We start from the raw sequence: 19,166 nt of genomic DNA, 5'->3' as shown, positions 1-19,166 counted from the left end.
CCTTTGCATGGACGAAAAAAAACCCGCATCGCTGCGGGTTTTTTCTTGGCACGGCGCGAAACCTCTTTCGAAGTCCGCGCCGATGCAATCGGCCAAAGCCAGATTACATGTCCATGCCCATGCCGCCCATGCCGCCGGGCATGCCGCCAGGCATCGGCGAGTCTTCCTTCGGCAGTTCGGCAACGGCTGCGTCGGTCGTCAGCAGCAGGCCTGCCACCGATGCCGCGTTTTGCAGCGCGGTGCGCGTGACCTTCGTCGGGTCGACGACGCCGGCTTCAACCAGGTCACCGTACTCGCCGGTGGCCGCGTTGTAGCCGTAGTTGCCCGTACCTTGAGCAACAGCCGCCACCACGACGGAAGCTTCTTCGCCGCCGTTCGTGACGATCTGGCGCAGCGGCTCTTCCATTGCACGCAGAACGATCTTGATGCCTGCGTCCTGATCGGCGTTGGCGCCCTTCAGGCCGTCGATCGCACGACGAGCACGGATCAGCGCAACACCGCCGCCCGCCACGATGCCTTCTTCCACAGCTGCGCGCGTTGCGTGCAGTGCGTCTTCGACACGTGCCTTCTTTTCCTTCATTTCGACTTCGGTCGCAGCGCCGACCTTGATCACCGCAACGCCGCCAGCCAGCTTGGCCACGCGTTCTTGCAGCTTTTCACGGTCGTAGTCCGACGTCGCTTCTTCGATCTGCGTGCGCACTTGCTTCACGCGCGCTTCGATGTTCGCGGCTTCGCCAGCGCCATCGATGATCGTCGTGTTTTCCTTGCCCACTTCGATGCGCTTTGCCTGGCCCAGTTCAGCCAGCGTCGCCTTTTCGAGCGTCAGGCCGGTTTCTTCCGCAATCACTTGACCGCCGGTCAGGATCGCGATGTCTTCCAGCATGGCCTTGCGACGGTCGCCGAAGCCCGGAGCCTTGACGGCGACGGTCTTCAGGATGCCGCGGATGTTGTTGACGACCAGCGTAGCGAGCGCTTCGCCTTCGACGTCTTCCGCGATGATCAGCAGCGGACGGCCAGCCTTCGCGACTTGTTCCAGAACCGGGAGGAGGTCACGAATGTTCGAGACCTTCTTGTCGTGCAGCAGCACGAACGGGTTGTCCAGAACGGCGACTTGCTTGTCCGGGTTGTTGATGAAGTACGGCGACAGGTAGCCGCGGTCGAACTGCATGCCTTCCACGACGTCCAGCTCGTCTTGCAGCGACTTGCCGTCTTCGACGGTGATGACGCCTTCCTTGCCGACCTTGTCCATCGCTTCAGCGATGCGCTCGCCGATCGACGTGTCGCTGTTCGCCGAGATCGAGCCAACTTGCGCGATTTCCTTGTTGGTCGTGCAGGGCTTGCTGATCTTGCGCAGTTCTTCGATTGCTGCGGTGACGGCCTTGTCGATGCCGCGCTTCAGGTCCATCGGGTTCATGCCCGATGCGACGTACTTCATGCCTTCGCGAACGATGGATTGCGCGAGCACGGTAGCGGTCGTGGTGCCGTCACCTGCGTTGTCGCTGGTCTTGGAAGCCACTTCCTTGACCATTTGCGCGCCCATGTTCTGGAGCTTGTCCTTCAGTTCGATTTCCTTCGCGACCGAAACACCGTCCTTGGTGACCGTCGGGCCGCCGAACGAGCGCTCGAGCACGACATTGCGGCCCTTCGGACCCAGCGTGACCTTGACGGCGTTGGCCAGGATGTTCACGCCTTCGACCATCTTGGCGCGTGCGGAATCGCCAAAAGTGACTTCTTTAGCTGCCATATCCAAACTCCTTGATTCGATTCGATTTTCCGGCTTCGCCCAGCGCGCCCGAAACGGGCTGCGGCTTGTTGGCGAAGCCGAACGTGCAGGAAGGATGCTTACTTGACCAGAACGGCCATGATGTCTTCTTCGCGCATGACGAGCAGTTCCTGCCCGTCGACCTTGACGGTCTGGCCAGCGTACTTGCCGAACAGGACGCGGTCGCCGACCTTCACGTCGAGGGCGTTCTGCACGCCCTTGTCATCGCGCTTGCCCGGGCCGATGGCCAGGACTTCGCCTTGATCCGGCTTCTCAGCCGCTGCTTCCGGGATCACGATGCCCGATGCGGTCTTGGTTTCCTGGTCCAGACGTTTGACGATGACGCGATCGTGCAAAGGACGAAGGTTCATACACACTCCTCTCTTGATTGAGACTGAAACGCGGGAAAACCCGTCCGTTGAGAACAATCTCGCCGGACGGCAATCTTGTTAGCACTCTCGTGCAGTGAGTGCTAATTATATGGACCGAGTTTGACAATTTCAAGGAGGGTACGAGCGGGGAATCCCGTAGTGGCCGGATTTATCGAACTTTGCGCTTCGTGTTCGGGACGTGGCGCGGGGACTTCGTCGGACATTCCGCGCCTGAATAAGTTTTCGACGGAGCGCGAATGATCGGCATAGCTAGGGTAAACCTTGGGTACCACCGTGACTTTGCTATGCGGCGTTCCACGCCAGACGCATGAAGTTCACGCTCTCGCGCATCGACGCAAGCGGTTCATCCTTGAAGCCGCACTCCGCACTGAGCAAACCCTGATAGCCACATGCTTTGAGATGACCGAAAAAGCTCGGGTAATCGTAGGAGCCCGTGCCCGGATTCAGCCGGCCGGTGTCGGCGAGATGAATATGCGCGAGCCACGCGCAATGTTCGCGTAACTCGTCGAGCGGCTCGTTCTCTTCGTCCATGTGATAGAAGTCCGCCAGTCCGCGCACTTCGGGTCGGTTCAGCTTCCTCGCGAGCCGCGCGCCATCGCCGACGCTGTTCACCAGATTCGACTCCTTGCGATTCAACGGCTCGATCGCGAGCGTGGTGCCGCTGCCTCGCAAGGCGTCCGCGCACCATTCGAGCGCGCTCAGGAATTCGTCTTCCGCCTGCGCCTGAGTCCAGCCTTCGGGAATGTTGCGCGTCCAGCCGCTGCCGAGCACGACCACGCGCGCTCGCGCAATCGTCAGCAATTCGACGACGCGATCGAAATACGCACGATTGCGACGCTCGTCTTTCTCCGGACCGACGATGCGCGCATCGTGCGGGAACAAATAGCTGAAGGCGCTCGCGGGCAACGGCAGGTCAGCAACCCTCGTCTTTGCATCGGCGAACGATGCGTCGTCTTCGAGTTTCATCGGCACGAGCTGCGCCTCGATGTAGTCGAGCCCGGCCTCCTTCATCAAGCTCGCGTTTTGCAGCGGCCCGCACCAGCCGAATTGGGGTGTCGTCGTCATGTCGCTTTCTCGTAAGAGGATGGGCTCAAGCGCAGCACTTCCGGCGTCGTCGTCGGCTGCGCGCGCCGCGCAGTTGCCAAATGTGCGCGTTTGCATCGACTTCCTCAAGCAGGAACTTGCGCACGGCGAATTTGCCTTGTGGCAGGCGGCGTCGGCAACTGACGAACGCGACGCCTGATCGCGGCGCGATCTCGCTCACTCAGCGCAGGCTGCTGAATAGCTGCGCCATCAGATCGCGCAGCCAGCGATTGCCCGCTTCATGGTGATACCGCGCGTGCCAGTGCTGCCGGACCGCAAAACCCTCCACGGGAATCGGGCACGGATGAAGCGAAAGGCCATTGACCTTTGCGAGCGTCTGCCCGATGTGCCGCGGCAGCGTGGCGATCAAATCGGTTGTCTGGATGATCGCGCCCAGTCCGAGAAAGCCGGGCAGTTCCAGAACGACATCCCGCTCGATCTGCTCGCGCACGAGCGCCTGCTCCAGCAGTTGAGCGCCGGTGCCGGCCGCGATCGCGACGTGGCTTTCCGCACGGTACTGCTTCACACCGAGCTTTGCGCGCACACGCGGATGATGCGGATTGGTCAGGCACACCCAATCCTGCGTATAGAGCTGTTGCTGATAGATGCCGCAGCCTAGCCAGGGCACATGGCCGACGGCCAGATCGGCCTCGCCCGACTCCAGCGCACGTTCCGTGTTGCCGTCGATTCTCGCCGCCTCCAGACGAATGCCCGGCGCCTGGGCGCGGACATGCGCAAGCATTCGCGGCAGTAGCGTGATATGGCTCGCATCGGTCATGCAGATGCGAAACCGTCGCTTCGCCGTAGCGGGATCGAACGCGATTTCCCACGCGGTGAAGCGCCGCAACGATTCGAGAATCTCCCGGCACGGCCCGATCAGCGCATCGGCCTGCGGGGTCGGCGCCATGCCGCCTGGCGTACGGATAAACAACGGGTCTTGCAGATGCTCGCGCAGACGTCCGAGCCAGATGCTGATGGTCGGCTGACTCTGGCCAAGCTTCTCGGCCACGCGCGTGACGTTGCGAGCGTCGTAAAGAAGGTCGAAAAGCTGCAGCAGCTTCAGGTCCGGCAGTTCGGTCGGAATCATGGCGTTATTACCGTACGCAATGATGTCATTGTAGCCATTGCATTGCCATGATGAGCGGCAACTCCTATCGTGGCGTCAACACATCAGGGAGACGCCATTGAAGATCGCAATTCTCGGGGCCGGCGCGCTGGGCTGCGCCATCGGTTCCACACTCTCGCAGGGCGGTCACGAAACCTGGCTGATCGACCGCTCGCCGGCGCACGTCGATGCGATGCGCCGCGACGGCCTGCAAGTCGACGATACCGATGGTTCCCGACGCGTCAAAGTCCGCGCGGCCACTAAAGCCGCCGAAGTCGGCGCGGTGGATCTTGTCGTCGTGCTGGTCAAGTCCTTCCATACCGATTCGGCCATGCGCGGCGCGCTCGATCTCATCGGGCCTGAAACGCTGGTGCTTTCGTTGCAGAACGGCCTCGGCCATGAAGACGTGCTCGCCGACGTCGTGGGCCGCGAGCGCGTGCTGGCGGGCAAGACGTATGTCGGCGGCGTGCTGCGCGGGCCGGGACATATCCAGTCCGGCGTGAAAGGGAAACTGACCTACATCGGCGAACTCGACGGCCGGCTCACCGCGCGGGTGCAGGCGATTGCCGACGCCTTCAATGCGTCGGGGCTGATGACCACGGTGAGCGACAACATCCTCGGCACGATGTGGGACAAGCTGCTGATCAATGTCGCGACGGGCGCGATAACGGGCATCACCCGTCTCACTTACGGACAGCTCTACGAGGAACCCGTTCTCAAGGCGACCGCGCTCGCGGCCGTTGCCGAAGCGATGGCTGCAGCGAAGGCGGCGGGCGTCACGCTGTCCATCACGGACCCGGAACAGGCGTGGACGCTCGCGTCCGAAGGACTGCCCTCGGCCTTCAAGACGTCGATGCTGCAAAGCCTCGAAAAAGGCTCGATCACCGAGATCGACTTCATCAACGGAGCAGTCGTGCGCTGGGGTGAACGCCTCGGCGTGCCGACTCCGGTCAACGCCACGCTGGTTGCATGCATCAAGGGCATCGAGCGCGCCATGACGGACCTTCAACGTGAAGGAGCGCGAGCATGAGCGCATCGAAAGCCTATCTGGAGCATGTCGCCATCTTCGTGAAGGACATTCACTGGCACATCCGCTTCTTCGAAGACGTGCTCGGCATGACGATGCGCGAAGTCGACGGCTCCGTCGATGAACCTCGCCAGTACTGGACGCTCGGCGGCCTGCAATTCATTCATGACCCGAAGCACGAAGCGCCGGAAGGCCGGCTCGCGCATCTCGGCGTGATGTGCGAAGACCTCGAAGCCGCGTTGAGCGCCGCGGAACGCTACGACGCCACGGCGATGGCGCAGGGCCGCAACTGGCTGCGTCTGCCCGACGGTCTCGCCGTCGAACTGATCCAGGCGAAGCCGGCCTCGTGCGTTGCGCGGACCCTCGAAATCAATCCGCGTGCGGAGGCTTGAACATGAACATCATCGATAAATACTGGGACGATGCGCGCGAAGGCGACGAGTGCGTAAGCCCGACATACACCGTCACAAAAGCGCGCATTCTGGCGTACGCGGATCTCACCGGCGATCACACGCCCGTGCATGTCGACGAGGAATTCGCCAACGCGAGTCATTTCGGTTCGATCGTCGCGCATGGCCTCTTCGGACTCTCGATCGCCGATGGCCTCAAGACGCAAAGCGACTATCGCTTTCTGCCGGGCATGTCGCTCGGCTGGACGTGGGACTTCAATCTGCCGATCAAGGTCAACGACGTGCTGCACGTCAAATTCCGCGTGGGCGCGATGCGCGCGAGCAGGAGCCGGCCTGACTGGGGCATCGTCGTGTTGCCGTCCGAGCTGATCAATCAGCATGGCGAGGTCGTGCAGCATGGCGAGCATCGTCTGATGGTGCCGCGCCGTCCGGGAGCGTTCTGATGCAAGCCCGTCCTCTCGAAGGTATTCGCGTCGTCGATTACAGCCACTTTCTCGCCGGTCCGTATGTCGGACGCTGCCTCGCGGCGCTCGGCGCGGAAGTCATCAAGGTCGAACGTCCCGGCAGCGGCGATGCCGGACGCCAGCACGCCACCGTGCTCGACGATCAACAAAGCGCCTACTTCCTGCAGCTCAACATGGGCAAGCGCGGCGTGAGCGTCAACATGAAAGACCTGCGCGGCAAGGCGTTCATGCAGCGTCTGTGCGACTCGGCGGACGTGTTCATCGAAAACTACCGGCCCGGTGCGCTCGACAAGCTCGGGCTCGGTTATGCGGCGTTGTCGGAACGCAATCCGAAGCTCGTCTATTGCTCGATCTCGGCCTACGGTCATACGGGACCGGATGCGCATCGCGCGGGCTTCGGCCTGATCGCGGAAGCGAAGAGCGGCATCATGCAGATGATCGGCAATCCCGGCGAGCCACCGCCCTTGATGCGCATCTCGCTCGGCGACATGTACACGGGCATTCACGCGGTGGCCGCGATCAACGCCGCGCTGCTCGGCCGCGTGAAAAGCGGGCGCGGTCAGCACATCGACATGGCGTTGTACGACACGCTCGTGTCGATGCACGAATACGCCGTGCAGTGCTACACGACGCAAGGCGTGCTGCCCGAGCAGACCGGTCACGACATGCCGACATCGACACTCTACGGCGTATTCCGCGCCGCCGATGGCGATCTCGTGATCGCCGCTCAGGTCGATGATTCGTGGAAGCGTTTCGCCGCGCTGATCGAGGCGAACGGCGGCCCGGCAGGCTTCGGCGTCGATGCGCGATTCCACACGCTCAACGGGCGCAATGCGCATCGCGTGGAAATCCTCGACGCGGTGAAGCCCTGGGTGGCCGCGCGAGCGGTCGCGCAAGTGCTCGCGTTGCTGGACAGCGTGGATGTTCCATGCGCCAAGGTGCAGCGCATCGACGAAGTGCTGGCCGATCCGCAGATCGTCGCGCGCGGCATGGTGATCGAGCAGCAGCATCCGCGCTTCGGCACGCTGCGCCTGCCGAACTTGCCCTTCCGCTTTTCCGATTGCGACACGACGATCCGCGAAGTCGGGCCGGACCTCGGTCAGCACAATGCGGAAGTCGCGGCGTCACTCGGTTTCGATGCAGCCGAGATCGACGCCATGCAGACCGAAGGCGTTCTATTTTCGAAGTGAGGCGACGATGACGGACCAGTACGCGGTGATCGGCAATCCGATCGGACACACCAAATCTCCCCTGATTCATGGCCTTTTCGCCGAGGAAACGCAGCAGGACATGGCTTATACGGCGATCGAAGGACCGCTGGAACCCGAGCAAGCCTTTGCCGAAACCGTGCGCGCGTTCGCGGCGGCGGGCGGCCGGGGCATGAACGTCACCGCGCCGTTCAAGCTGAAGGCCTTCGCGATGGCGGACGAACGCAGCGAGCGCGCGGAACTCGCCGGTGCCGTCAACGCGATGAAGTTCGAGGGCGGCCGCATCATCGCAGAGAATTTCGATGGCATCGGACTCGTGCGGGACATCGAAGTCAATCTGGAACTGCCGATGGCAGGCAGGCGCGTCCTGCTGCTGGGCGCAGGCGGCGCGGCGCGCGGAGCGTTGTTGCCGTTCCTGTCGGCGCGGCCGGCCGAGCTTGTCATCGCCAATCGTCACGTGGACAAGGGCCAGGCGCTTGCGGCGCAGGTGGCTGCGCGCGGTCCGATCGTCGCTTGCGGCTACGGCGATCTCGAAGCAATGGGACGCTTCGATCTCGTGGTCAACGCGACATCGGCCAGTCTCACGGGTGACCTGCCGCCGGTTCCGCCGAGCGTGTTCAGCCATGAAGGCGCGGCTTATGAACTGGCCTACGGAAAACGGCTGACGCCCTTTCTGCGGCTCGCGCGCAATGCCGGTGTGCGCAACGTCGCCGACGGCGTCGGCATGCTGGTCGAACAGGCAGCCGAAGCGTTCGACTGGTGGCGCGGCGTCCGTCCGAAAACGCGAACCGCAATCGATCGGCTCACGGTGCCACTGGACTAACGCGTACGACGGAGCGACGAATGAAGAACATCCTGATGCTGCACGGTATCAACCACAACATGTTCGGCAAGCGCGACCCGGTGCAGTACGGCACCATCACGCTGGCTGAGATCGATACGCGGCTGCGGGCGCTCGGCGCCGAACTCGGCGTGCAGGTCGAATCGTTTCAGACGAATAGCGAAGGCGCGATGTGCGAGCGCATTCACCAGGCGTTCGAACAGCGTTGCGACGCCGTGCTGATCAACGCCGGTGCATGGACCCACTATAGCTACGGCATCCGCGATGCGCTGGCCATTCTCACGTGCCCGGTCGTGGAACTGCACATGTCCAACATTCACGCGCGTGAGGCGTTTCGGCATCACTCGGTATTCGCCGAGGTCGTCGATGGGCAGATTTGCGGCTTCGGCGTGGAGAGCTATCTGCTGGCGTTGCGGGCAGCGGTCGCTCACAGCAAGAGCAACTAAGGTAATCGCGCCTCACTTGCTCATGTATTTGAGCGCCAATGCCTCGTACAGCGGCGGCGCGAAGAGCCGCGACACCTGACTCGAAATCAACGCGGTGGCCATCAGCGACAGCACGAGCGCGTGACCATTGATCATCTCGATGACGATCACGAATGCCGTAATCGGACTCTGCGTGACCGCCGCGAGATAGCCCACCATGCCGAGCGCGATCAGCATCGGCAACTGCATGCCGCCGAAGACCTGGTGAAGCGCGTTGCCGATGCCCGCACCGATCGCGAGCGACGGCGCGAAAAGGCCGCCGGGCGCGCCGGGAAGATACGAACCGACCATCGACGCCATTTTCAGCAGCGGATAGCTCGCGCCGAGCGTGGAATTGCCTTCGAGCATGCCGCGCGCTTCCGCGTAGCCGCTGCCGAACGTGTGACCGCCCGCGACCACACCGATCACGGCGATGAACAAGCCGCACGCCGCGCCGAACGCCACCGGATGCGACTGACGCCAGCCGACGAGCCACGCGGGCATCCAGCGCTGCGTGTTCAGCAATAGCCAGCAGAATATCCCGCCTGCGACGCCCGTCACGGCGCCGAGCAGGATGACCGCGAGCGCGAGCGAATCGGGGAAATGCCCGTCCAGACTGATCGTGCCGAAATAGGTGTAGTTGCCTTGCAGCGCGAGCGACACGATACCGGCGAAGATGATCGCCGTGATCAGCACGCCGCTCGTGCGCTGCTCGAAGCTGCGCGTGAGCTCTTCGATGGCGAAAACCACGCCGGCCAGCGGCGCATTGAACGCGGCCGACAATCCGGCGGCCGCGCCCGCAAGCGCCAGCTTGCGCTCCATCGCGCCGCCGCGAATGCTGAGCAAGCGCGACGGATAGAAACGACGCAGGCTGTACATGAGCGCCGCGCCGACATGGATGGTCGGCCCTTCGCGCCCGATCGTGAAGCCGCCGAGAATCGACAGAAACGATATGGCGATCTTGCCAACGAGAATACGGATGGTAAGCAGCCGAGGCCCGAGTTCCCGCCCTTCATGCAGTGTCGCGATGACCTGCGGAATGCCGCTGCCTTCCGAACCTGGGAAAAAACGGCGCGTGAGCCAGACGCAGAACGCGGCGATGGCAGGCGTGATCACCAAAGGCAGCCACCAGTAGATGGCCGTGAAGCGCAGGAACGTGTCGTACCCGAAGTCGATCAGCCGCGCGTACATGACCGCGATGAGCCCGGTCGCGACCGCGCCGAGCCAGAACACGCCGTAGTGCAGCCATAGCCGCCTGCCGCGCAATATCGTGCGTCGGTCGATCAATCCGGGAATGCGCATCACAAATAGTCGAACTTGAATTTAAGGCACATTGTGACATAAATTCGAATCGGCCCGGCGCGTGCGCTATCGGCTCATTCCTGTCTTTCGTTGAACACCCAGCCGAACGATCCGTAGTGCGTCTTGTGCTCGGCCGCGAGCTTGAGCAGACATCGCTCGCCTTTTGCCGTCAGATGCACTTGCACCTGCCGGCGATCGGTCTTGTCGGTTTTGCGCGTGACGAGGCCCGCCGCCTCGCAACGCGACACCAAGGCAGCGGTTCCGTTGGGCGCGGCCTGCAAACGTTCCGCGAGTTCGCCGACGGTCGCCCACTGCCGCTCGGGAAATCCGCGAACGTGCAGAAGCAACTGATATTGAAGCGACGTGATTCCGGCGACATTGGAGATTTCTTCCGACACACGCAGGAACTTGCGCAGCTCGTAGCGGAAGAGGGACATCGCTTCCAGATCGTGCTTGTCCGGAAGCGTGGTTTTGGGTTTGGTGCTCGATGACATAGGTGATCCTGATTCGACATCATATCGGCGGATCATACCTAGTTTTGATTCGCGGCCAGCAGCGCCCGCAACTTTGCTTCGTCATGCAAAATTTTAGTGCGGGAACCCGGACGTGCAACGCCCGGTCCCGCTCTCCTTCGTCTTACTGCGACATCGCGCCCGATGCGGGATGATCCATGCCCATCGCATCGTTCTTCTTCATCTTGTCGCCCTTGCCCATCGAGTCCTTGGACATGGCACCCTTTTTCATCGATTCGTGAGACATGTTGTCTTTCTTCATCGTGTCGTGGGACATCGCGTCGTTCGACATCGCGCCGCTTGCCTGTGCGAACACGGACGATGCACCCATTGCCAGCGCCGCTGCGAATACTGCCGTCATCAGTTGCTTCATGGTTTCTCTCCTTGGTGAGTCAAAAATGGCATCCGGACAATCCGGAACCGTTGATCGATTCGGCGCTCAGGATCCGCCGAACCAGTTGTACCCCTGGTCGACCCAATAGCCGCCCGGATAGGTGTTGGTCACGAATATCTCGACGATGTGCTTCGGGTTTTTGTAGCCGAGCTTGGTCGGCATGCGCAGCTTCATCGGATAGCCATATTTCGCCGGAAGACGCTGGCCGTCGTACTCGAACGTGAGGAGCGTCTGCCGATGCAGCGCCGTCGGCATGTCGATGCTTTCGTAGTAGTCGTCGGCACAGCGGAAGCCGACGTACTTCGCCGTCGTGTCCGCGCCCACGCGCCGCAGGAACTCGGAGAACGGCGTGCCGCCCCAGCGCCCGATCGCACTCCAGCCTTCGACGCAGATGTGCCGCGTGATCTGCTCCTCGTGCGGCAGCGCATACAGTTCCGGCAACGTCCACACGCGCTGTCCCGTCACGAGCCCGCTCACCTTCAGGCGATAGTCGCTGCCGTTCACCGCAGGCACCTCGTCGATCCCGTAGAAGGCATTGAACGGAAACGGCCGCGTGAGCTGCGCTTCGGTGTAGGTCGGCGCGAGCTGCTTCGGGTCGAAGAGAAGCGCCTGCGCGCGATCGTTCAGGCGCGATACGGCGGTGAGAAACTTGTTGACGGAATCGTCGTCCGTGATCGAGCAGCCGGTCAGGAGCGAAAGGCCGCCCAAGGTCAGCATGCGCTTGCCGAAGAGCCGTCGCGACGGCATGTCCAGTTCGCGGCGCGCATCCGCCAGCACGGAAGCACGATCGACCGTGATGATTCGCTTGTCGTTGGATTTCATGGCATGTTCCTGAAATACATCAGCGGCCGCGCAACATCGTCAGGAGCGAGCGCGGCACGAGCGCGACCATCGCCACATGCACGACGACGAACGCCGCCATCACCGCCATCGCGCAGAAGTGCACGACGCGCGCGCTGTCATAACCGCCCATCAGTTCGCGCAAGAGCGGGAATTGCACGGACTTCCAGATCGCGAGCCCCGAAAGCACGAGCACGATCAGATCGGCGACGACCACGAGATACGCGAGCTTCTGCACCGCGTTGTACTGGCGCAGATCGGCGTGCGCGAGCTTGCCGCGCAACGCCGCGACGAAATCGCGCAGCACCGCGCGCGGCGACAAGGGAAAGAACTTCGAGAAGAACCGGCCGCTCGCGACGTTGAGCGCGACATAGACGATGCCGTTGAACACGAGCAGCCACATCGCCGCGAAATGCCACTGCAATGCGCCGCCGAGCCAGCCGCCGAGCGTGATCGAAGGCGGAATGACGATGTCCCGGAACACGGGCGACGCGTCGTAAATGCGCCATCCGGACAGCATCATGATCAGCGCCGCGACTGCATTGAGCCAGTGCGTGACGCGCAGCCACAGCGGATGGATCGGTGTTGTTTCGGACGCTGACGCCAGTGGCGCTTTCATCGTTTCCATGTCGGTCCCCTGAATCTCGAACTACCAGTTAATTCGTCGCCGAGGCATCGCCGGTTACAGCGTTCGATCGATTAATTCGATGCGCGAAAAATTACAGACCATGTGTAACCCGTGGAGGGCAGAGAACGAACTAGCGATAGGCAGGAGGGAACTGACGAACATGAATCAGGACGGCGTCATTGCAGCGCACCACGGCTTCGGATACTGTGTGATGACCGAACCAAAGCACAGCGCGGCGCTCGCTCCGGCAGCGGCGCGCAAAACTTCGTCCCGTAATCCCGCCCATACAGGAACCATGTCGCACGACGCGGAAAGCCGGCTGAAAGCGTTGTTCATCAGCGGACTCGATGGCGATCAGAACGCATATCGCGGCTTTCTGCAGGCGCTCACGCGGCATTTGCGGGGCTATCTGCGAAAGCGCATTCCGCATCGGCTCGACGATGTCGAGGACCTCGTCCAGGAAATTCTGCTGGCCGTGCATAACGCGCGACACACCTATCGGCCGGACGAGCCGTTGACGGCGTGGCTGCACGCGATCGCGCGCTACAAGCTGATGGACTTCTTCCGCTCCCACGCGCGACGCGAGTCGCTGAACGTTCCGCTCGACGATCACGAGGAACTGCTCGCCGCCGCCGACGATGAACCCGCCGAGGCGCGGCATGACATCGGCAAGCTGCTTGAACATCTCCCGGACAAGCAGCGTCTGCCGATCGTTCACATGAAGCTCGAAGGGTTGTCGGTGACGGAAACCGCGCGCCTCACCGGGCTTTCCGAATCGGCGGTCAAGGTGGGCGTGCATCGCGGACTCAAGGCGCTCGCGGCTAAAATCCGGGGACTAAGATGAAGACCGACGAACTCATCTCCCTCCTTTCGAATCAGGTGACACAGGTCGACCGTGCGGCCATCGCACGCCGGTTCGTCCAGGCGTTGCTGATCGGCGCGGCGGGCTCGCTGGTTTTGATGAGCATCGTGTTCGGCATTCGTCACGATCTCGGCAGCGTCGCGCGTACGGGCATCTTCTGGGCGAAGCTGGCGTTTCCGCTGGCGGTTGCCATCGGCGCGATGTTCACCATCGCCCGGATCGGCCGGCCCGGTGCACGCGCGGGGTATTCGTGGGCGCTCGTCGCGTTGCCGTTCGCCGCGGTGTGGATCGCGGGCTGGATGGCCGTCGACAGCGCCGGCGCGAATGCGCGCGCAGCGCTGGTGCTCGGCCAGACGTGGCGCACCTGCCCGTTCAATATCCTGCTTCTTTCGATACCGACCTTCCCCGCCGCGTTCTGGGCCATGCGCTCGCTCGCGCCGACGCGGTTGCGGCTCGCCGGTGCCGTCGCCGGGTTGCTGGCAAGTGCGACGGCGACGATCGTCTATTGCCTGCATTGCCCCGAAATGAGCCCTGCGTTCTGGGGCGTGTGGTACGCGATCGGCATGCTGATGCCGGCGCTCATCGGCGCATGGCTGGGCCCAAGGCTTCTGCGCTGGTAATGCGCTAGCCGAAGACGCGCGCCCATGCCACCCGGATGCGGCGCGCCCGATCTTCGAGAAGATACGAAGCGAGCAGCGCCAGAAGTCCCGAGACGACGCCCGTCAGTACGTGCTCGACGTAGGGCAAACGGTAATGGCTCGCGTGCGCGTAGGTATCGCCGATCGCAGTCAGCAAGCCGACGATCGCCGCATTGCCATAGCGGTTTTCATAGAGCTTCGCGGCGGGCGTGAAAGTCAGAAGCACCGCCAGAAGGCCCGTGAGCAGTCCGGTCTTGAAGGCTACCGACCAGTGCGCCATGCTCGCGATGTTGCTCCAGCTTCCCGGCATGCAGGTCATGCACGCGCTGGTCGGCTGCCAGAAACGTTGCACGAACAATTTGACCCGACGCTTCAACTCGATTGACATGATCGACGTCCCACACTCGTTGATCAATGAAGATTCGACTCGCCCGAGAGCGCGCCATCGATGGCTTCCAGCGCGTAAATGAAACCGGACTTCCGGCCCTCGTGCCCGATCCGCTGAAGCTCGTTCATCAGCGCAGCGTCCCTATCACCCCTTCCATACGAGACGAGCGCATGTGCGCGCGCCACGTAGAACCGGGAAAAGAGCGATGGTTCACGGCACGCATATTCCTCGAAAGCCGCGGCGTGATGCGCGGCCGCATCCCAGCGACGCCGGTCGATGCACGCTTCTATCGCGTCACGTCGAAAGAGAAAGTGATTGTGGCTGACCGCACCGGCCGCGAGCAGCGCCTCGCCTTCCGCCAGCGCGTCTTCGAAGACATCGATGTCGTCTGTCGCACGCGCGAGGACGCCGAGATAGTGTGCGCCCAGATAAGCCATGCCGGTCTCGCGGCTGATCGACAGCGCTTCTGCGATATCGTCCAGCGCTTCGCGCCTTCGCCCGGCGACCCGATGCAACTCCGCGCGCAAAGCGAGCGCTTCGCCTTCGAACCTTCGCGACTTCAACTCGCGCGCACATTGCAGCGCAGGATCGACATGTTCTGAGGCGCGATCCCATTCGGCGAGATCGTGCAGGCAATGCCACGCGGCGTGATGAGCGACGGCGAGCGCCCGCAGATGCCTCACTTTCTCCGCCGCCGCGACACTCGCGAGCGCGGCATCGAGGCCGGCCTCCGTCTTGCCTGCGAACCATGCCGTGATGGCGCGCATCGGAAGATTGGCCACCTCGATTCGTCCGAACCCGTGGCGTTTGCACAGCTCGATGCATCGGCTGAACGCGTCGTGGGCACTGATCATCCGGCCGCGCATGTACTCCGCGTCGCCGAGCCCGCCCAGCGCCGCCGCCTCCTGCTCGGGGTCGTCCGCTTCGCGCGCGAGTGCGAGGCTGCGTCCGTGTTCGCGCACGCAGCCTTCGATATCGCCGCGCGGAAAACATAGATTGCCGCGCAGGAAGTGGATGCGCGCGGCGTCGCGCTGAAGACCGTGGGCCGCGGCGGCGTCGGCGGCGAGGTGAAGATCGGACCATGCGCCGTCGAGATCGTCCGTGACGCGTTTGACGGTAGCGCGCCCGATCCAGGCCGCGCAACGTTGCGCATCCGACTCCGCGACGTCGAGCGCGGCTTCGAATGCCGCGAGCGCCGATCGCATGTCGCCGGCGTCATGCAGGATATCGCCGCGAAGACATTCGAGTTCGACGCGGTCGCTGCTTGCGTTCGCGAGCTGAAGCCCGCGTTCGACGAGCCGCAGCGCGGATTCATGGCGGTACGCGCTCGCCTGCGAGCGCGCCGCGTCGCAATAGGCGCGCGCCGCCTCGCTATCCGCCGCGCGATCGAGGTGTTCGGCCCGCAGGAGCGGGTCGCGTCCGGCGTACCACTGCGCGGCGCGACGATGCAACTCGCGTCGCCGGCTTTTCAGCAAGCCGTCATAGACTGCATCGCGAATGAGTGCGTGATGGAAGATGAATCCGGCGCCCTGACGTCGCAACAAGAGACTCATCACGAGCGGCTCCATTGCGGCGCCGGCGCCATCGACGAGATATTCGACCGCGTCTTTATCGAAGAGTTGACCGAGTACCGAGGCCGCCTGCAGGACGGTCTTGTCGACGGCATCGAGCCGATCCAGCCGCGCCTGCACGAGACTTCGCACCGTGCCCGGCACGCCGGTTTCGTCGCTTTCCTCCGCATTGCCAAGCAGTTGCTCCAGAAACAGCGGATTGCCCGCCGCCCGCTCGATGCAGCGCGCCGCCAGATCCGCCGCCGCACCGGGAAACGATGCGGCCATCACGTGCGCCTCGCTGGCGCTGAGCGGACCCAGATCGACGAGCGAATGCGCTGCGCCGCCCGCCGCGCGCCATGATTCATCGAACATCGCATCCGATGGCCGCGCGGTCAGCACCAGCATTGCCGGACATGCCGCCACCGTCGCCGACAGTCCGGCGAGGTCGCGGAACGTCGATCCATCCGACCAGTGGATGTCCTCGACCGAAAGCAGTCGAGGCTGCCGCCGGCTCGCGCGCTCGACGAGCCGCGTCACGACATTTCGCCGTCCGCTGACGCGCATCGCGTTGTCCATTGCCTCGTAGATCGTGCGGTCGTCGAGCGACATCGGCATATCGACCAGATCCTTGAGAAAAAGCGCGTCGGCGCGATCGATCAGGCCGTCGCCGATCGCACGCTCGACACAGGCATTTGCATCGGTCGAATCGTCGAGCGCAAGAAGCCCGCGCACGATGGACTGAATCGCGCCCCGTCCCGTGGCCGCGCCGAAATCGAGCACGAGGCCGCCGTGGCAAAGGAAGCCTGAATCGTGCGCCTCGCGTTTGAATTCATCGAGAAGGCGCGTCTTGCCGATTCCGGCCTCGCCGCGCAGCAGCATGATGCGTCCGGTTCCGGCGTCGCGGCACGCGTGCAGCATCGCGCGAAACTCGTGCAGTTCGTCGATGCGGCCGATGAAAGGCCGATCCGGCGCGCCGTGCCGAAGACCCGCGATACACCACACCGAAACCGGCTCCGCGAAACCCTTGACGGCCAGCGCGCCGCGTTCGACGCATTCGACGCGCCCGGCCAGAGAGCGTCGCACGGCCGCGGAAATCAGTATCTCCGACCGCCCGGCCGCGTCGGTGAGACGCGAGGCGAGATTGACCGTATCGCCGGTCACGGTGTACTTGCGGTGCGCGGCGCTTCCCGTGCCGCTCGCGACGACCTCGCCGCCCGCAATGCCGATATGCACCGAGAGCGAACGAGCGAGCACGCGAGACAGCGCGGGCATCGCGTCGCCGATCGCGAGGGCCGCGCGCACGGCGCGTTCGACATCGTTGCCATGCGAAACCGGCGCGCCGAATACCGCCATGATCGAGTCGCCGACATGCTTGTCGATGTAGCCGCCGTGCTGCTCGACGATGCGATCGACCTTTTCGAAGTACCGGTCGAGCACGGCGACGATTTCTTCCGGATCGGCTTCCCGGCTCATTTTCGTGAAGCCGCACAGATCGGCGAAGAGCACCGTGACCTGCCGCCGTTCTCCCGTCGCCTCATTCGAGCTCGTGACAGCGCCTGCGGGTGCGGTTCGCGCGCGCAACGCGTCGAGCGCGTCGAGCAACTTCCGGCGATGCCCGACCGATGCGACTCCGAGATCCTTCAGATCGTCGGCGGTGAGGCTGCGCAGCACGTCGGCGTCGATGGCGTTCTCGACGAACGCCGCTTCGTACCGTTCCATTCCGAGGCTGCGCAGCCAGGCGGCGACGTCCACGATATCTCCGGGCGAACGAATCCGAGTCACTTAAAAGATAGCATGCCGGCCTGCCGTCAATCGGCGGACCGTTTTGATTGAAGCGATTAGTGTCAATCCGGGAATTCTGATTTGGGTAAATCAGGGTTTTTACCTACAAAACCGCGTCCTACACTGCCTCTCAACGACGAAGCAAGTGGAGAGAAACCTCACCACACCGCGACGTTCCCCAAGTCAGCACTCGGAGGTCATCATGTTCAAGTCCATCGTTCCCGCCATCGCCATCGTTGCCGTTCTCGCCGCTCCCGGGTTCGCCCAGGCGCGTGAAGACGGCCCGGTCACCCGCGCGCAGGTTCGCGCCGAACTGGTTCAACTCGAACGCGCGGGCTACAACCCGGCGGCCGATCAGACCACTTACCCGGCCGATATTCAGCGCGCCGAAGCCCGCGTCGCCGCGCAGCAAGGCGCTGCCGCGTCGTCCTACGGCGGTGCGAGCGAAGGCGCGTCGGCGTCGGGTCACGCTAGCCGGTCGGGCTTTCTCAATCGCATCGTCCGCCCGGAGGCCGCGAATCCGGTCGACTTCAATCGTCCGTAAGCCGCTTCTCGCGCAGTAACGAACGCCCGGCCGCGCGCCGGGCTTTGCGCTTTCCAGACCGATGAATCGACCCGTCCGGCTCGCTTTCATCACGCTGTAAACCTCGGATTCGACGATGTTTTCAGACTGCGCTTTTTCATCGGCCAGTCCGGCGGCACTACAATTTGTGTCTGCCGTTGACACAAATTTTGGATCCGCTGCCTCATGCCCATGCCGTCGCTGCGCCTCGTTTTCGCTTCCCTCGGACTCATCTCCCTCGCTGCCTGCGGAGGCCGAGGCTCGGTCGCGCCGAGCTATCAGCAGGAACTCTTCAACACTGGCGCGAGCCCATTTGCGCGCAATTTCGACGCCACCGTGAACGAAACCTGCGAGGCCGCGCGCCGCGCGCTGCTGTCGCAAGGCTTTCTCACGACGATGGGCCAGCCCGACACCGTCGACGCGACCAAGAACTTCCAGCCGAGCGCCGAAACGCACGTCGTCGTGTCCTTCCATGTGGTGTGCACGCCCGGCGAGAACGCGACCAATCAGAGCATCGCATATGTGAACGCCGTGCAGGACGGCTATGCGCTCAAGAAAAGCGATACGTCGGCGAGCGTCGGGTTGAGCGTGCTCGGCTCGCTGTCGCTGCCGATCCGCTCGAATAGCGACGCGATGGTCAAGATTTCGAGCGAGACCGTGCCCGCCGGCAAGTTCTACGACCGCTTCTTCAACCTGATGGGTCACTATCTGAACACGGTGCCGCGCAGCGCGCCCGTCGCAGCCGACGAAGTGAAGAGCAAGCCGCTCGTGCCGTCGCTCATCGTCAGTTCGCCCGAGCTCACGCCGACACCGATCGTCGTGCAGACGCCCGCCGCCGCAACGGCGATCCAGGCGTCGGATGCGGTTGCCGCGGGTGCGTCGGACGTTCCCGCGGCTGCGGCGGCCGCGGCGCCCGCCGCGCCGCGAACCACCGCGACTCAATAAGCCA

The 19,166-nt window shown here is 63.3% G+C and carries 22 protein-coding genes; 11 read left to right on the top strand and 11 right to left on the bottom strand.

Annotated features, from left to right (window positions below; all coding sequences use genetic code 11):
• Positions 1-103: 103 nt before the first annotated feature.
• The 3 genes from groL to PQR08_RS07280 form a co-directional block, all read right to left on the bottom strand.
• The gene (gene groL, locus PQR08_RS07290) at positions 104-1,744 is read right to left on the bottom strand and encodes a chaperonin GroEL (RefSeq protein WP_187605941.1); all 1,641 of its coding nucleotides are present in this window, start codon (positions 1,742-1,744) and stop codon (positions 104-106) included.
• A 98-nt stretch (positions 1,745-1,842) separates the two neighbouring features.
• Complete coding sequence (locus PQR08_RS07285; RefSeq protein WP_035500852.1) at positions 1,843-2,133, bottom strand: co-chaperone GroES; 291 nt, start codon at positions 2,131-2,133, stop codon at positions 1,843-1,845.
• Positions 2,134-2,436: 303 nt separating this feature from the next.
• Positions 2,437-3,219, bottom strand: a complete 783-nt coding sequence (locus tag PQR08_RS07280) for a sugar phosphate isomerase/epimerase family protein (RefSeq protein ID WP_408161180.1) — start codon at positions 3,217-3,219, stop codon at positions 2,437-2,439.
• Between PQR08_RS07280 and PQR08_RS07275 the strand changes: the two genes are divergently transcribed.
• Positions 3,218-3,397 (top strand): hypothetical protein, encoded by a 180-nt coding sequence (locus PQR08_RS07275; protein WP_408161179.1) that lies wholly within the window; start codon positions 3,218-3,220, stop codon positions 3,395-3,397. The genes PQR08_RS07280 and PQR08_RS07275 overlap by 2 nt on opposite strands.
• 21 nt (positions 3,398-3,418) lie before the next feature.
• Here PQR08_RS07275 and PQR08_RS07270 read toward each other — a convergent pair whose 3' ends face one another.
• The gene (locus PQR08_RS07270; protein ID WP_408161178.1) at positions 3,419-4,324 is read right to left on the bottom strand and encodes a LysR family transcriptional regulator; all 906 of its coding nucleotides are present in this window, start codon (positions 4,322-4,324) and stop codon (positions 3,419-3,421) included.
• Between the two features lie 97 nt (positions 4,325-4,421).
• Between PQR08_RS07270 and PQR08_RS07265 the strand changes: the two genes are divergently transcribed.
• The 6 genes from PQR08_RS07265 to aroQ are packed head-to-tail and all read left to right on the top strand — an operon-like array spanning position 4,422 to position 8,738.
• A complete protein-coding gene (locus tag PQR08_RS07265; protein ID WP_408161177.1) occupies positions 4,422-5,372 on the top strand; it encodes a ketopantoate reductase family protein in 951 nt (316 codons plus the stop codon).
• Positions 5,369-5,761 (top strand): VOC family protein, encoded by a 393-nt coding sequence (locus PQR08_RS07260; RefSeq protein ID WP_408161176.1) that lies wholly within the window; start codon positions 5,369-5,371, stop codon positions 5,759-5,761. Before PQR08_RS07265 ends, PQR08_RS07260 begins: the two co-directional genes overlap by 4 nt.
• Positions 5,762-5,763: 2 nt before the next feature.
• On the top strand, positions 5,764-6,222 hold the full coding sequence (locus PQR08_RS07255; RefSeq protein WP_238212677.1) for a MaoC family dehydratase: 459 nt from the start codon (positions 5,764-5,766) through the stop codon (positions 6,220-6,222).
• Entirely contained in the window at positions 6,222-7,433 is a 1,212-nt protein-coding gene (locus PQR08_RS07250) for a CaiB/BaiF CoA transferase family protein (protein WP_408161175.1), read from the top strand. The genes PQR08_RS07255 and PQR08_RS07250 overlap by 1 nt, the downstream gene beginning before the upstream one ends.
• A 7-nt stretch (positions 7,434-7,440) precedes the next feature.
• The gene (gene aroE / locus PQR08_RS07245; protein WP_408161174.1) at positions 7,441-8,274 is read left to right on the top strand and encodes a shikimate dehydrogenase; all 834 of its coding nucleotides are present in this window, start codon (positions 7,441-7,443) and stop codon (positions 8,272-8,274) included.
• A 20-nt stretch (positions 8,275-8,294) separates the two neighbouring features.
• On the top strand, positions 8,295-8,738 hold the full coding sequence (gene aroQ, locus PQR08_RS07240; RefSeq protein ID WP_408161173.1) for a type II 3-dehydroquinate dehydratase: 444 nt from the start codon (positions 8,295-8,297) through the stop codon (positions 8,736-8,738).
• Between the two features lie 12 nt (positions 8,739-8,750).
• Here the strand turns inward: aroQ and PQR08_RS07235 are convergent, their stop codons facing one another.
• The 5 genes from PQR08_RS07235 to PQR08_RS07215 all read right to left on the bottom strand — a co-directional run bounded on the left by PQR08_RS07235 (position 8,751) and on the right by PQR08_RS07215 (position 12,432).
• Positions 8,751-10,058, bottom strand: coding sequence for a chloride channel protein (locus tag PQR08_RS07235; protein WP_408161238.1), 1,308 nt, complete (start codon positions 10,056-10,058; stop codon positions 8,751-8,753).
• A gap of 74 nt (positions 10,059-10,132) precedes the next feature.
• The gene (locus tag PQR08_RS07230; RefSeq protein ID WP_187605951.1) at positions 10,133-10,552 is read right to left on the bottom strand and encodes a MarR family winged helix-turn-helix transcriptional regulator; all 420 of its coding nucleotides are present in this window, start codon (positions 10,550-10,552) and stop codon (positions 10,133-10,135) included.
• Positions 10,553-10,694: 142 nt separating this feature from the next.
• Positions 10,695-10,943 (bottom strand): pentapeptide MXKDX repeat protein, encoded by a 249-nt coding sequence (locus PQR08_RS07225; RefSeq protein ID WP_408161172.1) that lies wholly within the window; start codon positions 10,941-10,943, stop codon positions 10,695-10,697.
• Positions 10,944-11,009: 66 nt separating this feature from the next.
• A complete protein-coding gene (locus PQR08_RS07220) occupies positions 11,010-11,786 on the bottom strand; it encodes a molybdopterin-dependent oxidoreductase (RefSeq protein WP_238212683.1) in 777 nt (258 codons plus the stop codon).
• 19 nt (positions 11,787-11,805) lie between these two features.
• On the bottom strand, positions 11,806-12,432 hold the full coding sequence (locus PQR08_RS07215) for a cytochrome b/b6 domain-containing protein (protein WP_408161171.1): 627 nt from the start codon (positions 12,430-12,432) through the stop codon (positions 11,806-11,808).
• A 295-nt stretch (positions 12,433-12,727) separates the two neighbouring features.
• Here PQR08_RS07215 and PQR08_RS07210 point away from each other — a divergent pair, with 295 nt between their 5' ends.
• Together PQR08_RS07210 and PQR08_RS07205 are read left to right on the top strand one after the other, a co-directional pair.
• Entirely contained in the window at positions 12,728-13,276 is a 549-nt protein-coding gene (locus tag PQR08_RS07210; RefSeq protein WP_187605955.1) for a sigma-70 family RNA polymerase sigma factor, read from the top strand.
• Positions 13,273-13,914, top strand: a complete 642-nt coding sequence (locus PQR08_RS07205; RefSeq protein ID WP_408161170.1) for a DUF1109 domain-containing protein — start codon at positions 13,273-13,275, stop codon at positions 13,912-13,914. Before PQR08_RS07210 ends, PQR08_RS07205 begins: the two co-directional genes overlap by 4 nt.
• A gap of 4 nt (positions 13,915-13,918) precedes the next feature.
• On the opposite strand, the gene PQR08_RS07200 is transcribed toward PQR08_RS07205, so the two are convergent.
• Positions 13,919-14,320 carry a hypothetical protein gene (locus tag PQR08_RS07200; protein WP_238212686.1) on the bottom strand — a complete coding sequence of 134 codons (402 nt, stop codon included), beginning with the start codon at positions 14,318-14,320 and terminating at the stop codon, positions 13,919-13,921.
• A gap of 23 nt (positions 14,321-14,343) precedes the next feature.
• Positions 14,344-17,625 carry an adenylate/guanylate cyclase domain-containing protein gene (locus PQR08_RS07195; protein WP_408161169.1) on the bottom strand — a complete coding sequence of 1,094 codons (3,282 nt, stop codon included), beginning with the start codon at positions 17,623-17,625 and terminating at the stop codon, positions 14,344-14,346.
• A 232-nt stretch (positions 17,626-17,857) separates the two neighbouring features.
• Between PQR08_RS07195 and PQR08_RS07190 the strand changes: the two genes are divergently transcribed.
• A complete protein-coding gene (locus tag PQR08_RS07190; protein WP_187605959.1) occupies positions 17,858-18,199 on the top strand; it encodes a DUF4148 domain-containing protein in 342 nt (113 codons plus the stop codon).
• A gap of 204 nt (positions 18,200-18,403) precedes the next feature.
• Positions 18,404-19,162, top strand: coding sequence for a DUF2242 domain-containing protein (locus PQR08_RS07185; protein ID WP_238288380.1), 759 nt, complete (start codon positions 18,404-18,406; stop codon positions 19,160-19,162).
• The last annotated feature ends 4 nt before the right edge of the window (positions 19,163-19,166 follow it).

The organism is Caballeronia jiangsuensis, from assembly GCF_046030135.1.
Taxonomy (GTDB): Bacteria; Pseudomonadota; Gammaproteobacteria; order Burkholderiales; family Burkholderiaceae; genus Caballeronia; species Caballeronia jiangsuensis.
This window is presented reverse-complemented; position numbering and strand designations above follow the sequence as displayed.